Annotated in this window: 16 protein-coding genes; 4 read left to right on the plus strand and 12 right to left on the minus strand. The window is 32.1% G+C overall.

Annotation, left to right across the window (positions count from 1 at the left end; genetic code table 11):
- Positions 1–75: 75 nt before the first annotated feature.
- The gene (locus Q0910_RS23300; protein WP_299222151.1) at positions 76–549 is read left to right on the plus strand and encodes a hypothetical protein; all 474 of its coding nucleotides are present in this window, start codon (positions 76–78) and stop codon (positions 547–549) included.
- A gap of 3 nt (positions 550–552) precedes the next feature.
- Here Q0910_RS23300 and Q0910_RS23305 read toward each other — a convergent pair whose 3' ends face one another.
- The 12 genes from Q0910_RS23305 to Q0910_RS23360 all read right to left on the minus strand — a co-directional run bounded on the left by Q0910_RS23305 (position 553) and on the right by Q0910_RS23360 (position 11,034).
- Positions 553–2,004, minus strand: coding sequence for a S41 family peptidase (locus Q0910_RS23305; protein ID WP_299222153.1), 1,452 nt, complete (start codon positions 2,002–2,004; stop codon positions 553–555).
- A 172-nt stretch (positions 2,005–2,176) separates the two neighbouring features.
- The gene (locus Q0910_RS23310) at positions 2,177–3,484 is read right to left on the minus strand and encodes a carboxypeptidase-like regulatory domain-containing protein (protein WP_299222155.1); all 1,308 of its coding nucleotides are present in this window, start codon (positions 3,482–3,484) and stop codon (positions 2,177–2,179) included.
- Between the two features lie 232 nt (positions 3,485–3,716).
- Positions 3,717–5,120, minus strand: a complete 1,404-nt coding sequence (locus tag Q0910_RS23315; RefSeq protein WP_299222157.1) for an ATP-binding protein — start codon at positions 5,118–5,120, stop codon at positions 3,717–3,719.
- 127 nt (positions 5,121–5,247) lie between these two features.
- Positions 5,248–6,276, minus strand: coding sequence for a GTP 3',8-cyclase MoaA (moaA, locus tag Q0910_RS23320; RefSeq protein ID WP_299222159.1), 1,029 nt, complete (start codon positions 6,274–6,276; stop codon positions 5,248–5,250).
- Positions 6,266–7,180, minus strand: coding sequence for a bifunctional molybdenum cofactor biosynthesis protein MoaC/MoaB (gene moaCB / locus Q0910_RS23325; RefSeq protein WP_299222160.1), 915 nt, complete (start codon positions 7,178–7,180; stop codon positions 6,266–6,268). Before moaCB ends, moaA begins: the two co-directional genes overlap by 11 nt.
- Before the next feature lie 55 nt (positions 7,181–7,235).
- On the minus strand, positions 7,236–7,382 hold the full coding sequence (locus tag Q0910_RS23330) for a hypothetical protein (protein WP_299222162.1): 147 nt from the start codon (positions 7,380–7,382) through the stop codon (positions 7,236–7,238).
- A gap of 69 nt (positions 7,383–7,451) precedes the next feature.
- Positions 7,452–7,892 (minus strand): molybdenum cofactor biosynthesis protein MoaE, encoded by a 441-nt coding sequence (locus tag Q0910_RS23335; protein ID WP_299222164.1) that lies wholly within the window; start codon positions 7,890–7,892, stop codon positions 7,452–7,454.
- A 12-nt stretch (positions 7,893–7,904) separates the two neighbouring features.
- Positions 7,905–8,144, minus strand: a complete 240-nt coding sequence (locus tag Q0910_RS23340; RefSeq protein WP_299222165.1) for a MoaD/ThiS family protein — start codon at positions 8,142–8,144, stop codon at positions 7,905–7,907.
- A complete protein-coding gene (locus Q0910_RS23345; RefSeq protein WP_299222167.1) occupies positions 8,135–8,707 on the minus strand; it encodes a molybdenum cofactor guanylyltransferase in 573 nt (190 codons plus the stop codon). The genes Q0910_RS23340 and Q0910_RS23345 overlap by 10 nt, the downstream gene beginning before the upstream one ends.
- Entirely contained in the window at positions 8,704–9,036 is a 333-nt protein-coding gene (locus Q0910_RS23350) for a LysR family transcriptional regulator (RefSeq protein WP_299222169.1), read from the minus strand. Before Q0910_RS23350 ends, Q0910_RS23345 begins: the two co-directional genes overlap by 4 nt.
- A 142-nt stretch (positions 9,037–9,178) precedes the next feature.
- On the minus strand, positions 9,179–10,354 hold the full coding sequence (glp, locus tag Q0910_RS23355; protein ID WP_299222171.1) for a gephyrin-like molybdotransferase Glp: 1,176 nt from the start codon (positions 10,352–10,354) through the stop codon (positions 9,179–9,181).
- Between the two features lie 146 nt (positions 10,355–10,500).
- A complete protein-coding gene (locus Q0910_RS23360) occupies positions 10,501–11,034 on the minus strand; it encodes a hypothetical protein (RefSeq protein ID WP_299222173.1) in 534 nt (177 codons plus the stop codon).
- 358 nt (positions 11,035–11,392) lie between these two features.
- Between Q0910_RS23360 and Q0910_RS23365 the strand changes: the two genes are divergently transcribed.
- Genes Q0910_RS23365 through Q0910_RS23375 form a run of 3 tightly spaced genes read left to right on the plus strand, consistent with a single transcriptional unit; the run spans position 11,393 to position 14,677 of the window.
- Positions 11,393–13,717 carry a hypothetical protein gene (locus tag Q0910_RS23365; protein ID WP_299222175.1) on the plus strand — a complete coding sequence of 775 codons (2,325 nt, stop codon included), beginning with the start codon at positions 11,393–11,395 and terminating at the stop codon, positions 13,715–13,717.
- A gap of 52 nt (positions 13,718–13,769) precedes the next feature.
- Positions 13,770–14,222, plus strand: coding sequence for an antitoxin Xre/MbcA/ParS toxin-binding domain-containing protein (locus Q0910_RS23370; protein ID WP_299222177.1), 453 nt, complete (start codon positions 13,770–13,772; stop codon positions 14,220–14,222).
- On the plus strand, positions 14,222–14,677 hold the full coding sequence (locus Q0910_RS23375) for an RES family NAD+ phosphorylase (protein ID WP_299222179.1): 456 nt from the start codon (positions 14,222–14,224) through the stop codon (positions 14,675–14,677). Before Q0910_RS23370 ends, Q0910_RS23375 begins: the two co-directional genes overlap by 1 nt.
- The last annotated feature ends 38 nt before the right edge of the window (positions 14,678–14,715 follow it).

Genomic DNA, 14,715 nt, shown 5'->3' on the forward strand with positions numbered 1-14,715 from the left:
TTATCATACAAACATTGATATCTTTTTAATATTTATCCCTAAGTTCGCAATACACAATTAACTTGTTACATTGCGATGAAAGCAGCTACAGTAAGAGAATTAAAACTAGAACTAAACAATTGTTCTCAACAGGAATTGGTAACACTTTGTTTACGATTATCTAAGTTCAAAAAGGAAAATAAAGAATTACTTACCTACTTGCTTTACGAAGCATCTGATGAAGACCATTATATAGCAGAAGTACGACAAGAAATTACCAAAGAGTTCGGTCTTATTAATACCAGTAGTTATTACTACATAAAAAAAAGTGTTCGTAAAATTCTACGTATCAGTAAAAAGTATATCCGATATTCTGGCAAAAAAGAAACAGAGGTAGAAATATTACTTCATTTCTGTTCAGAATTAAAAAATATGCGTCCTTCTATTAGAAATAACAACGTATTGCTAGGGATTTATGAACGTCAAATAGCTAGTATTAAAAAAAACATAACTACTCTGCACGAAGATCTACAATATGATTATGAGCAAATGTTAGATGCTCTGGGATAGTTTCTATCCTTTGATCAATTTTAGAATATAATCCAGCTGACTATCTTTTCCTTGCATCAGATCTTCTACAGAAAGCAGTACTGTGCGATCCGGAATAACACCAGAGCCTTTGGAAACGGTTTTGTCTTTAACATAATGTGTTATTTTTTCCATAGACATTACCATAATAATCTTACTACCAGGTAACTCATAATAGACTGGAAATTGACCTGTATGAAAATAATAACCACCACCAGTTTCTTCTCCTACCAAAAGAATATCTGGATCGTTTTTAGCTAATAATGCTAAGGCAGAACCTGCAGAAAAAGTTGTTCCATCAGCTAATACATACACTTTACCATGAAATCTATCTCTATTGGGAACCATCATGGTTTCTAAATCATCAAAATCCAGTTTCCATCCATCATATTTGGGATGATTGTAGAACTTATCTTTTAAAAACTCTTTCTCGCCATATGTTCTGGTCACATATTTTCGTTCTGGAACTTCTAGTGATGAAACAAAAGCACTGGTTCTTTGTTTATATAATTTGTTAGTAACAAAAGAAAAAAGATGTACAGAATTAGGTCTAAAACCACCGTCGTTGTTTCGTATATCAATAATGAGATGCTTTATTTTCTTTTTATTAATTTCCTTAAAGAGTTTAATCAAACGAGCTTTAAATGCTCTAATATCTACTCCAAAAGAGTTGACAACCAAAACCGCAGTTTTAAGATCTTTTTTATAGTATACAAAGGGTTCTTTCGTATTGATATGTTTTGAAAAAAAAGCTACTTTATCTCTTTCCTGATGATATTTTGAAAAATAAGAGTTTCGGTTAATATTTCGGTGTTTTGCATTGACGAAAGATTCTGCTGCCAGTGTGATTGTTTTCTCCGTACCATCTGGTTCTATATAATCAATGGTATATTCTTTTTGTAGACCATACTCATACGTATAAAACAGGCCGAATTTTAGTTCGATATCTCTGTATTTTCTGGTAAGATTATAGCCATCAGTAGGAGTGTATTTTTTTAGAGCTTCCAGAATTTGTACTGTAGATTTACCTTGTATTTTGATAATTTTCGAACCTATAGGTATCCCAAAATCATCCGTATCTATATAAAATTCTGCTTGTATGATCTTCATAATCAGCGGAAAATAATACTGCGTAGTATTAAGTGTATTAGGTGCAAAAAGTAACAGATGCCCATCTCTAATCTGGTCAGTAACCTCTTGCATTTTCTTAAATAATTCGATATCAGAAATCTCTTCTGTTATTGATTCTTTGGTAACACCTAAAACAGAATCCAGATCACTTTCACTAATATATTCATAAAGTGAAGGATGTCCTTTTTTTAATACGTTTTCAAATATTTTAAAATCTTCTTGTGCCTTTTCCAGCGATAGATTTTTCTGAGCAAATAGCGTAGTGGATATGATGAGCGAAAATACAATACACAAAATGCGATTCATGTGATAATTATTAATATATAATCTATAAAGACTTTTTATAAGAAAAGATGTTACAACCCCTTGTTTTTTTGAGATGTAAATGTAATAAATTAGCGGTAAGTAGTTATTATTAACAACAAAAAAACAGGTGCTTTTCGTAGCACCTGTTTTTTCGAATTTTATTGAAATATGATTAATTCAATTTTCGTAATTGTTTCTTTATTTTGCGAATCGCAGATTCTATAGGTTTATCAGGTTCTATTACATTGTATTCTCCCCAAAATTCTGGATCAGAAAACCCTGAAGCCTCATCACTAATAACGACAGAGGATTTCAAACGATCCTTTGGTCTTACATTTTCGTTATTTGGGTTCTTTTTCCAATCGGTGATAGCCATTTCGATATTTAACTTGTAAGTAGAATTAAATAATTTCTTTTTCCAATTTACTTTAAAAACCAAATCAATTTTTCCATAACCATAGTACCATTTACCATTTGATTCTCTATAATTCATATTATAGGTAGCCACGGTAGGATATACTTTGGCTCTAGTTGGTTTTTTCCTAACAAATAATCTACTGGCCTTATCTCTGTCTTCTAGATTTAAACTAAAAACCGCTTTTGTTAATGCCAATGTTTCAGAATCGATATATAATTTTCCATAATAATAAAGATCTTTTATATTGGGACGTTGCTTAAAATTAAGAACGTAAATATATCGATCATTAATTTTAGTGGATTTATCAATACTAAACTCATATATTTTTAAAATATCTTCTGTGAAAAGAAGATCGGGGTTTTTCATCACATCAATAAATAATGTACTTGATGGTCCTCCTTGAAGCTTTAAAGTCAGTGTATCCAACTTTTTATAATCCGCACTTTTTCTAGCTTTGTATAACTTAATAATATCAGTTTTACCAGAAACATAAGGCTTTTTATATACATCAACTACGGCCTCAGAAAGTGATACGTAAGTTCTCCTTCTTTTTATAGTTTCGCGATAAAAAGCGGTCATGATGGTATTATCATTTTGGTAGTTTGCACCACGTCGTTTCATAACGGCTTTGATAAGAGCTTCTGGGTCGGTGGGATCGATATTTACTTCTGATAGTTCTGTTATCGTTGCACTTAATTTAATTTTTGTTTTATTACCTTTTAACGAAGAAAGTGAAACCACTTGATCTTTGTATCCCAGAAAAGACACAGTGATTTTATCATCTGCAGCAGTTTTCGGCACTTTTAACAAAAACTCACCTTCGCTATTGGTGATCGTCGAGATGTTGGTTCCATTCAATAAAATTGTTGCAGATACTAATGGGTCATTAGAGACTATATCTACTACAATTCCTTTATATTCATCATAATTTACACCATTCTGGATATCGGTGTCTTGAAAAAAGCTAAATGCTTGCAGATTATTGGAGTATCCAATAATTAGAAATATACAGAATAAAAATGTGATACCATTTTTACGTAAAAAAATACTTTTTTTGTCCATATCAGATTCATTCAGTTAATAATTGCATTCTTTAATTTTTGAGGTAGAATGTCGATTATACAAGATACTAAAATTACAGATGATTTTTAGAATACAATAGTTAAAAATGAACTAATATGGTAGTCTTTTTGTTCTTTATAAAGAAATATTATGTTTCCTTAATAAGATGTTTTAAAACGATTGTGTTTGTAATATGTGTTTTCTTTTATACTGAAGAAAGGTTTTTTTAATGTCAATGATATCCACTGTGATCACCAAACCAATTTCTAAGTTTTATATTAAGTATTTCTGTAGTAAAAGGTTTGGTTATATAATCATCCAGTCCTTTTGCAATAAATCGTTCTGCATCACCAGGTAAGGCATTAGAGGTAATTGCAATAACAGGAGGTACTTTTTTATAGCCTTTACGTATCAATTTACAGGTTTCTACACCATCTAATTCCGGAAGATTTATATCCATCAAAATAAGGTCATAGACATCTTCTTCAAACATTTCTACAGCCTTTCTCCCGTTTTTGGCAACATCAGCTGTGCAGCCCAGATATTTAAGGATTTGCTTAGAAACAAGGATGTTTGTGTCAGAATCTTCTACCAATAAAACATGAAGATCAAACTTTTGATCTCTACTTTTATCAAAAACCTTATCAATTGTTGGTGCGACAGCTTCAGATATTTTAGTTTTGAAAGTAAACCAAAAATTACTTCCTTTTCCTACTTCACTATTTACACCTAATTTTCCATTCATTAAATCCACTAACTTTTTACTGATAGTAAGTCCTAGTCCACTTCCTTCTCCAATTAGAATAGCATCGTTATGTACTTGACTAAATCGATTAAAAAGGGATTCCTGATCTTGTTTGCTAATACCAATTCCAGAATCAATCACTTCTATTTTAATGGTTAGCTCTTCATTTTTTTTGGAAACTAAAGATGATTTTATGGTAATGGTACCCTCATTGGTAAATTTGATGGCATTACCGATAAGATTGGATAATATTTGTGTCAACCTGTTATCATCTGCATAAATATGTTCTGGCAGCGTATCAGGATATTCAGAAATCAGATCAATTCCTTTTGCTTTACTATTCGCAAGAAATAGATCTACATTTTGATTGATCAATTTTTTAAGATTAATTCCTTTGGGCGATAGCGTAAACTTTCCCGCCTCGATCTTAGATAAATCAAGAATTTGATTTAAAATATCTAATAAGTTCTGTGAAGATTGATGAATTGTGGTTACATACTCTTTTTGTAAATCATTTAACTCCGTATTTTTAAAAAGCAAATCAATCATACCTATTACACCCACCATAGGTGTTCTAATTTCGTGACTCATATTAGCCAAGAAATCCTGTTTAAATTTTGAAGCTTGTAGGATTTGCTTGTTCCTCTCTTTGAGTTTGTCCAGGTTACGTCCTCCAAACATAGCAAACAGACCAAGAAATATGGGAGCGGTATCAATAATGTAATGAATTGGATATTGTTTTTGTACGAGCATGACAGAGTCCCACGAAAAATCTAATCCTAATTTGGAAATATCTATACTAGTAGCCAAAATAGGAAACATACATCCAAATAATACTCCATATAGTGTGTATGTAGCAGCTTCAGATTTTAACCATGATTTTCTATTCATAGATTATTTTTTGTACTAAGATCTTACGTTAGTTAATCTTCAGATAAGGTTATTTTGGGGCCTTATTGGGATATAAGTCTAAATATAATGGTTTTTTGGAAATGTATGCTAAAAGAATATTCAGAAATTAACCACCGATACTAGTCATACTCCTGTTTTTAGAATGTAATTCAGGGTTTTTTAATTTTTCGGGAGTATCCATTCCTCCTCTGGTAGCAAACTTATGTTCTAATGCAGATTGTATAACAGGAAATATAGGTTGTCCGGCTCTTAGTGGTTTTAATAATGAGAATTCCTTACCGGAGAACAAGCAATTTTTTAATTTACCATCAGCCGTGATACGGATACGATTACAGGTGTCACAAAAAGGATTGGTAACAGAGCTAATAATTGCAAAACTACCAATATATCCAGTAATTTTATAGTTTCTAGAAGTATCATTAGGAGCGTCGTCTAATCGTTTTAGTTGTAACGGAAAAGTATAATTTACCTTATCTAAGATTTCTTGTTGTGTTACAAGTTTATCCATATTCCATTGATTTCCATCAAATGGCATAAATTCTATAAAACGAATGACAAGATTTCGATCTTTGGTCAGATTAATGAAATCAATAATTTCATCCTCATTAAAGTTTTTTATTAAAACGATATTTAGTTTGACTTTAAAACCTTCTTTTTGAAAAAGCTGTATCGTACTCCAAACTTTTTCGAATTCATTACGGCGTGTAATTTTCTCAAACTTATCTTTGTGAAGTGAATCTATACTGATTGTAATTGTCTTTACTCCATTATCTTTCAAGAGTGGGATAAAACGGTCTGCTAATACTCCATTGGTTGTAATTCCTAATTCGACAGGTAAACTAGCTAGCTTTTCTAATATCAAAGGGAAATCTTTTCTTACCATTGGTTCCCCACCAGTTAATCTGATTTTGTTAACCCCAAATCCTACAAATTCTTTGGCAATCGTATAGATTTCATCTGCAGACATCAGATGTGATTTTGGACTTAGAGGAATCCCGTTAGCAGGCATGCAATACGTACATCTAAGATTACATTTTTCTGTCAATGAAATCCTAAGATACGTGTGTTTACGACCAAAATTATCTGTGAGCATGCGCTGTTTTTTTATGTTTACATAATTGTTTTTAGTTTCCATCGTGTTTTGCACCTTTCAGAATTCTGAAGGTGTGTAGTACAGCTGGAAAAACTGCTTCCATGGATTCTCTGGCACCATTAGTAGAACCTGGCAAAGCGAGCACTACTGATTCTCCAATCACTCCGGCTACACTTCTGGAGAGCATGGCATATGGCATACGATTCTGTCCATAATTACGAATGGCTTCTTCGATCCCTGGAATGCGACGTTCGATTAAAGGTAAAATAGCTTCTGGTGTTACATCACGAGGCGATAATCCTGTACCACCAGTAAAAATTATGAGATCATTACCAGCTTTTTCTAATTGTTTTACTTGCTGTTGGATCTGATCTGTTTCATCTGGAATAATTGTATAGGTGTTGATAGTAACTCCACATTCTTCCAGCTTAGTTATGATAGCTTTACCTGCTTTATCTTCTTTATGACCTGCTGCTATAGAATCCGAACAGACTATTACTCCTGCAGTAAAAGGTTCTCCGCTATCCTTATAACTGGATTTACCACCTTGTTTACGTAGTAGTTTGATATGTTGTATTTCTACGTTCTTATCTACAGGTTTAAGCATATCATACATTGTTAGTGCAACAACTGATGCACCATGCATTGCTTCAACTTCTACACCAGTTTTATAGATTGTTTTTACGGTCATCTCAATTGTGATTTCGAGATTATTGATTTTATAATCTATGGCTGTATATTCAATAGGCAATGGATGGCAATCTGGAATCATATCACTGGTTCTTTTTACAGCAAATAATCCAGCAGTTTTTGCCATTTCAAAAACATCACCTTTTGGGATGTTTTTGGATACAATAGCTTCGATGGTTTCTGTGCTTCCAACCTTAACGATCGCTTGCGCTACTGCTGTACGAAGAGTATTATTTTTATGTGTAATGTCTACCATTATAATGTTTAATCGTTCAATTGTTTTTTGTTTACTCGTTTTTTTGTTTAATCGTTTATTGGGATTGCAATTGTGATTTTTTCAATGCATTTAGCATGTTTGCTAATTTTTCTATTCGTTTTCTAACTTCATTAAATACTGTGTCATCAATAAAACCTAATTCCTTCCAACTATTAAGTTTTTCAAATGAAAAGATATACATGTTGTTTTTAGGTATTACCCTTTATTAATTTACAGTTAAACTTTTTTAACAATTCCACTTCTAAATATATTAGACTTTGTTTACTTTCCAAACGTGTGTTTCATCTTCAAAAACTTCTTTTCCGAATACAGGCACGTCTTTTTTTATTTCTTCCACTAAAAATTCTAATGCTTCAAAAGCAACTTTTCTATGTGGAGCAGAAACGAATACGAAAAGACAAATTTCACCAGTTTTTACTTTACCTAAGCTATGATATATATGCATACAGGTAAGATCATATTTGCTAAAAGTAGCTTCGCGAATTTCATGAAATTTATTTTCTGCCATTTCAGTATAAGCCGAATATTCAATTGCCTGAACAATTTTACCATCGATTTCATCTGCTCGTACTTGGCCTAAAAATATATCGTGAGCACCAATCGTAGTTTTGGTCTGATGTTTCTCTATAGAATTCGCTATAAAAGAAGGGGTAATGGGACCTTCTATAAAAACTGTTTTTCTTTTATTCATTGTTTTATTTTTTTAACCGCCAGAAAAAGGTGGTAATAATGCTATTTCGTTATGAGGATTGAGCAAGGTGTCATTTGCCGAAATTTCTTTGTCAATTGCTACTTTAAATGACAAATGCTGCAAATTTTCATATTTATCTTTTAACAGGTTTTCTAGTTGATCTATAGTACTGCCGGACTGCAATAAAATAACTTCTTCCTTACGACCTGTAGCTTCTGCAATCATGCCGAAATATAAAACTTTCAATTCCATTGACTTGCTTCTTTGTACTGCTGATGTGTATTAATGTTTTTTACGTATGGAGCTATACTTTCTTCAATAGGTATACTTTTTACTTTTAATGCCGAAAGCGTCTTTCTGAGACTAAGACGTCGCTTTTGAATACTTTCGAAAAAGGTTCTTTCTGCCGACTTATCATATAAGGTAATAAGAGGGATATCTTCATAGGTTATGACATCATAATTGGGCTCATATTCGGAAATAAGATTATTAAGAACAAGAGATTTAACAAAAGGGACATCGCAACTCAGAACTAAATTCTGTGTTGTTTTAGTATGCTTTAGACCAGTATAAATACCGCCGACAGGACCTTGATCAGGAATAATGTCAGGAACGCAGGGATAGCCAAATGTTTGGTAGTCGGCACTACCCGTAATAATTAGAATTTTATTAGTAATCGTCTCTATTGCCTGTATGATATGTTGTATAAAAGGCTTTCCATTATGAAGTTTCAACCCTTTATCCTGACCCATTCGGCTGCTTTTTCCACCAGCGAGTATAATTCCCGTTATATCCTGATCTTTTCCTAAAGTCATAGCTGTAGCTCTTTTAGTTGTTGATCCAGAAAATCCCAACAGTTTTTATTAATGTTTTCGAAAGCAGTAATCATTTTTATTCCGTACGCTGTGATTTCTGTTCCACCGCCACCGCTACCACCAGTATTAGTAATAATTACAGGAGTTGAGGCATTTTTGTTAATAGAATCAACTAAATTCCAAGCTTTTTTATATGACATTCCCAGAGATTTAGCAGCTTTAGAAAGAGAGCCTTCTATCATAATTGCCTTCAAAACTTTAATTCGTCCTTCTCCAAGAAAAACCCCTTCTTCTCCTTCTATCCAGATTCTACTTTTTATATGATACATGAAAGCGTTGTTTCTTGCAAGATATAACGAAAAAAGTAAAGAATAAACTCTTTCAGAAATTTTTATGATTTCTTCAAAAATAAAAGAGCGTAATGATTTAAACAGAAATTAATGCTGTATTCTTTTTGAAAAAGAGAAAAAGTTACTGAGGTAATAAAATAGTTTCAGCTGCATTTCCCTTTTCAATACTACCTACATGTTCTGGGATATACACCAATGCATTGGCAATGGCATAGGTATATAACATGGCTGAACTTTGACCTTCCAGAATTTCTACGGTTTCGCCAGATACTTTTGCTTTAAGAAACTGTGCTCTATCTCCCTTCTTAACGAAGTCTTTAGCTATAAGTTTTGTGGTTCTGCTAAGGCCTATTGTAGTAATTCCCATCATTTTTTGGATAATTGGCAGCACATAGATATAAAAACAAGTAAGTGAAGAAGCAGGATTACCAGGTAAGGCAAAAATCATAGTTTTATTATTAGTGCCAAAAAACAATGGTTTTCCTGGTTTTTGTTTAATCTTATAAAATAATTCTTCGGTATGTAGTTCTGATAAAGCTTCTTTTACAAAATCATAATCTCCCACAGAAATACCACCACTGATTAATACCAGATCATTATTTTCTATAGCTTGCCGTATGGTTTCTTTAGTACTTTCATACTCATCCTGTACGATATAATTAGTAATCTGTTTGATATGTAATTGTTGTAGTACAGTCTCTAATTGTATAGAATTACTTTCATAAATCTTTCCTTTGGTAAGTTTTTCTCCAGGAGTGATGAGTTCATTACCAGTAGTAATAATTGCGACACGAGGAGGAACGTTAACCTTTACGTTAGTTACTCCTAATCCGGCCAGAAACCCAATGCCAGCAGGAGTTAATTTTGTTCCTTTGGTTAACGCAGTGTCTCCTTTTTTTATTTGTTCTCCTACCGCTCTAATATTTTGATTTGGATGTATTTCGCTATCAATGGTTATGGTGTTTTCTGATCTATTTACTTTTTCCTGAATTACTACGGTATTTGCATTATCCGGAACTCTGGCTCCGGTAAAAATACGAACACCTTGTCCTGGTTCTAAGGAGTAATTATCTGCATCTCCTGCTTTTACTTCACCGATAATCTGATAAGAATTTTTATCATGAAGTAATAATGCATAGCCATCCATTGCAGATTGTCTAAAGGGAGGCATGTGAATGTGAGAGATGATATCCTCACCAAGAAGTAATCCGTTTGCATCTTTTAACGCTACAGTTTTGATGGTTGGGCTATAGGATATTTTTGAAATTATGGATAACGCCGTCGATACAGAAATCATATGCAATTATTTTGTTTCAAAAATATTGCTTTGTTTGGAAGAAACCTAAATTTTAGATTGCACAAAAAAGAAGTTTGAAGTGTAGTATAAAAAAAGCACGGCAATTACTGCCGTGCTATCATAAAACCTTACTTTTTATGATTGATTTAATTTTTAAAAACTATTTTTCTTAGTTTATACCCTTCTACTTTAATAAGATATGTTTTAGGATCCACATAATTATGAATGTATTCATCAATTATACCACTATCTAACAATCTTCCAGAAAGTGTATAAAGGCTATATTTAGTACCAGTTGGTATTTCTCTTACATGTTTAAAAATTTTATTTCCAGTATCTTGCTGGCAAGTTGAGTCTGCTAGAAATCTATCGATAAAGGTAACTCTTCCTTTTTTCTCTCCTTCTAAAGTAACGGTTGCTGTTTCATCTACATCCAGAATTCCATTTCCAGAAATATCTCCTAAGATGATTAAACAAGCATTTCTAATCTTAATACGAACTCCGTTCTCAATATGTAAACTTTCTGTTATAAAAATTACGCCTTCTTCAGTATTTTCATCTAATCCGTTAATTACGGTATTCTCGGTCACAGACATTAATTTATAAGAAATGTCGATTTTTACGTTTGCAAATGTTACACTTGCAAAAAGTAATGTTAATAGGGGTAATAGTTTTTTCATAAGGTTCAGTTTTTGGGTTAAACTGTAATTAAAAAAGTAAGTATTATCTTACGTTAAGAGTGTTTTTATCGTTGTAAAACACATAATCAACGACAAGATACATTTTTTTTATGTTAAAACCGTATTTTTTTAGTTTAAATATTGATTTTTATAACATTAATTTTTCAAAAAACCTCGTCAGACCTATAAATACAGGTGTTTAGACAAATGTTAAATTTTATATTTTCATTAACATATTGATTATTAGTTTATTGCTTTTTTGGTTCAAACCATAGAAAATAGCAATGATCTATTTTTTTAGTTGTTATTTTTAGATTGAATAATGATTTAAGGATATTTAGCTCTAAATTTGATTATAATGATCATCAAACTATTATTATTTTTCCAAGGATTCAGTGTTTGGTTTAAAAACCTTTTAAGAGAATTAACTAATAATATGATTAGTATTTTTTTTATTGGGGCTGTTTATCTGGCACTATGGCATTTTCCTCAAACGGTAGATCTATTGTTGATTCTTAATCAGGCGGATACTTTTTTATTAGAAGTTCCTTTATATTTTAGTTTACTTATAATCGCTGCCTTCTTAATATGGAATGCTCCTAAATACTTTTATTTTCATAATTATAAAGATATTTCTCTTTCTAATCTTATAGGTTTTATTCCTAATCAACATTATAAATTTCAGGATAGAAGTGAATCCGCCAGTTATCCCTATATGACGAGAATTCATATGAGAAAAACACTGCCAAGAATTCTGGCTATCTTATTATTAGTAATATCAGCACTTAGTATTCTTAATGCAATGGAGTTATTTGGGTTAGAAAACACCTATACAAAGTTTCTAGATCCAACAAATTCTTTAATACTGGTTATATTTTTATTGTTGTTATTATCTGAACCTAAACTTTATAAAGTACTAAAAGGTTTTCTTAATCAAAGTTCTAAAACAACGATTGTTTTTTTTGGTGTATCCATTGGATTAGTGCTTTTAATTATATCATTAGGAACCTTAAATACACAAGCTGAGAAAGATTTAGGTAATCTATTTCTTTCTAATTGTGCTTTGGCACTGTTGTTTTCTACCTTATCATTTAACAGCTACAGATTTCTTAATGGTTTTCCTAAGAAACTGTTTTATGGAATGATTATATCATCTGGGTTTATACTGTTAGCTACATTTTTAATTCTGAATTTCTATCCTAATCTGGCGAGTGGAGTAAATCCCTTATCTATCTTGATTCTTTCTCTGCTAAGCCTTTTTATGATTTGTTTCGTATTAATTTTAATGGGAAAAAAGATTAAGCTCCCGCTTCTTTCTATTGTTACCGTGTTCTGTGTTTTTTCTGCTAGATTTTTTTCTGATACATCGGATCATTATCAGCTTAACTTAAAAGAAACTACGGTCCTTAGGCCACCATTAGACACTTATATTTATCATTGGTTAAAGAGTAGGGAGGAGATTATTAAAAATAATGACAAAGCTTTTCCTATTATAATGGTTTCTGCAGAAGGAGGAGGATCGAGAGCCGGGCTTTGGTCATTTTTGGTACATAGTTATTTGTATGAAAAGTCTAATGGAGCTTATTTCGAAGAAAATTTACTTTCATTAACAGGTGCTTCGGGCGGTAGTGTAGGCAATTCTATGTTTTTTGCAGAAGCGAGAAATACCAGTCTTGATAATAAAAAGTCTAATTTCAGGATTAATGAAGATATAGCATATCCTGATCTTAAATATAAGGCTAGTATCATATATAAAGAAAACTACCTATCAGTAGCATTACTTTCTTTATTAGGAAGAGATTTGTTTAAAGAGGTTACCAGCCTGTTTAACTTTAAAAATAGAGGACAGCTATTGGAAGAACAATGGATCCAGGCTCATGAAAAGTATTTTTATGATCAAAAAGGTCAAAATATTCTTGATAAAGAGTTTTTATCTTTTTATGAAAATATTCCAAGTGATACTATAGATAATACCAGTCAGCAAATTCCACCATTGTTATTAATTAATACAACACATACACAAACAGGAAATTATAATATTATCAGTCCGGTAAGGTATTCCCATTTAAGGCCATTAACAGGGATGAATGATTTTTTGGATAATGTGCAATCCAGCTATCCTAATAATTCTATCACGCTCTCTACGGCTATGCGTATTAATGCCAGTTTCCCTTATATAACACCGGTAGGTGAGGTTAGAAAAATTACAGAAACGGATGAATTAAAGTCTGACCAATATGCGGATGCCGGATATTATGACAATATTGGAGGTAGAGTATCCAGAGGCATAGAAGAGGTGTTAAAAAAGGTATTAAATGATTCTTTTCCTGATCTAAAAGAAAAAGTGAAAATTAAACATTTAGTTATAGCTAATGAAGAAGAGCGTAAAATCGCCAAAACAAGTACACAACTTGAAGCTCCATTAACTACATTAAGAAATGTACGATATGGACATACTCAGGAAATTTTGAAGAGATTGGAAAGTGATTATATTATTAACTTAAAGCAAACTATGATAACACCGCATTCGGCGTCTTTATTATCTAATGATAGAGATAAAGAAGAATTAGCTATTAAACCGGTTTTACCTCTTGGACGGTATTTATCTACCATTGCAATTCGGTCAATGGAGGCTCGATTAGATGAGGTTAGAGGAGAATTGGATTTAATTATAGAAGAATAAAGTCATTTGTCATTTTTTTTTGTATTTTTGTCGTAACAAATTCATTTGAATTATGAGCGCAGTAACCCCATTAGATTACGATGGTTTAGAAAGTGAAGGTTTGTTGAGGTATCTTAATTTGGATATTCCTTTACATAATATTTACGATTTTATAGAATTATCTCGTAATGGTATAGATAAAAGAGCATTAGTACATCTTGCAAAAACGATCGATTTTGATCTGAGTGAATTAGCACACGTATTGCATTTGTCTGAGCGCACGATACAACGCTATGAATTAAACAAAAAATTGAGTACAGAGGCAAGTGCCAAAGCACTACAATTAGCTAAGCTTTATTCTAAAGGCGAGAATATTTTTGGTGATTTAGACCGTTTCAAGCGATGGATGGAACATCCCAATATAGCATTAGCAACCAAAAAACCCAAAGAACTTCTTGACACTACATTTGGATTTCAGTTATTGAATGAAGAGTTAGTTCGTATTGAGCACGGAATTTTCGCATAATGCTGGTATATAGAATTGCTAAACAAAAGTATATAAAAGACTTAACTGGTATTGGAGCAAAAACCGTTGGTGGTAGATGGAATCCCAAGGGAGTTGCGGTTTTATACACTAGTACTACTGTTGCGCTTTCCATTCTCGAAGTACTGGCCCACCTTCCAGCAGCATATTTTCCTGATAATATGGCAATCGCTACGATAGAATTACCGGATGAATTGACTTCTACAATCGATATTAAAGAATTACCAAAGGACTGGAATAAAATCCCTCCATCCACAGGTATTCAACATTTTGCAATGAATTGGATATCAGAGAATACTCAATTAGGATTAAAGGTGCCTAGTATTATAGTACCCAGAGAGCAAAATCTTCTTATTAATCCTTTGCACCCTGATTTTAATTTGGTAAAACTGATCGAAATAGAACCTTTTAGTTTTGATACTCGTCTCCTAAAGTAGATTTTGGAGTTTATTGATAATTTAATATTTGAATTAAG

Source organism: uncultured Aquimarina sp., assembly GCF_947495315.1.
Lineage (GTDB): Bacteria > Bacteroidota > Bacteroidia > Flavobacteriales > Flavobacteriaceae > Aquimarina.

Bases quoted from the DNA above. Each gene is read 5' to 3' on its own strand.
- Q0910_RS23365 (WP_299222175.1), top strand. From the start codon at position 11,393: ATGATCATCAAACTATTATTATTTTTCCAAGGATTCAGTGTTTGGTTT.
- Q0910_RS23305 (WP_299222153.1), bottom strand. From the start codon at position 2,004: ATGAATCGCATTTTGTGTATTGTATTTTCGCTCATCATATCCACTACG.
- Q0910_RS23375 (WP_299222179.1), top strand. From the start codon at position 14,222: ATGCTGGTATATAGAATTGCTAAACAAAAGTATATAAAAGACTTAACT.
- Q0910_RS23300 (WP_299222151.1), top strand. From the start codon at position 76: ATGAAAGCAGCTACAGTAAGAGAATTAAAACTAGAACTAAACAATTGT.
- Q0910_RS23345 (WP_299222167.1), bottom strand. From the start codon at position 8,707: ATGACTTTAGGAAAAGATCAGGATATAACGGGAATTATACTCGCTGGT.
- Q0910_RS23315 (WP_299222157.1), bottom strand. From the start codon at position 5,120: ATGAATAGAAAATCATGGTTAAAATCTGAAGCTGCTACATACACACTA.
- glp (WP_299222171.1), bottom strand. From the start codon at position 10,354: ATGATTTCTGTATCGACGGCGTTATCCATAATTTCAAAAATATCCTAT.
- Q0910_RS23340 (WP_299222165.1), bottom strand. From the start codon at position 8,144: ATGGAATTGAAAGTTTTATATTTCGGCATGATTGCAGAAGCTACAGGT.
- Q0910_RS23310 (WP_299222155.1), bottom strand. From the start codon at position 3,484: ATGGACAAAAAAAGTATTTTTTTACGTAAAAATGGTATCACATTTTTA.
- moaCB (WP_299222160.1), bottom strand. From the start codon at position 7,180: ATGGTAGACATTACACATAAAAATAATACTCTTCGTACAGCAGTAGCG.
- moaA (WP_299222159.1), bottom strand. From the start codon at position 6,276: ATGGAAACTAAAAACAATTATGTAAACATAAAAAAACAGCGCATGCTC.
- Q0910_RS23335 (WP_299222164.1), bottom strand. From the start codon at position 7,892: ATGAATAAAAGAAAAACAGTTTTTATAGAAGGTCCCATTACCCCTTCT.
- Q0910_RS23360 (WP_299222173.1), bottom strand. From the start codon at position 11,034: ATGAAAAAACTATTACCCCTATTAACATTACTTTTTGCAAGTGTAACA.
- Q0910_RS23330 (WP_299222162.1), bottom strand. From the start codon at position 7,382: ATGTATATCTTTTCATTTGAAAAACTTAATAGTTGGAAGGAATTAGGT.
- Q0910_RS23350 (WP_299222169.1), bottom strand. From the start codon at position 9,036: ATGTATCATATAAAAAGTAGAATCTGGATAGAAGGAGAAGAAGGGGTT.
- Q0910_RS23370 (WP_299222177.1), top strand. From the start codon at position 13,770: ATGAGCGCAGTAACCCCATTAGATTACGATGGTTTAGAAAGTGAAGGT.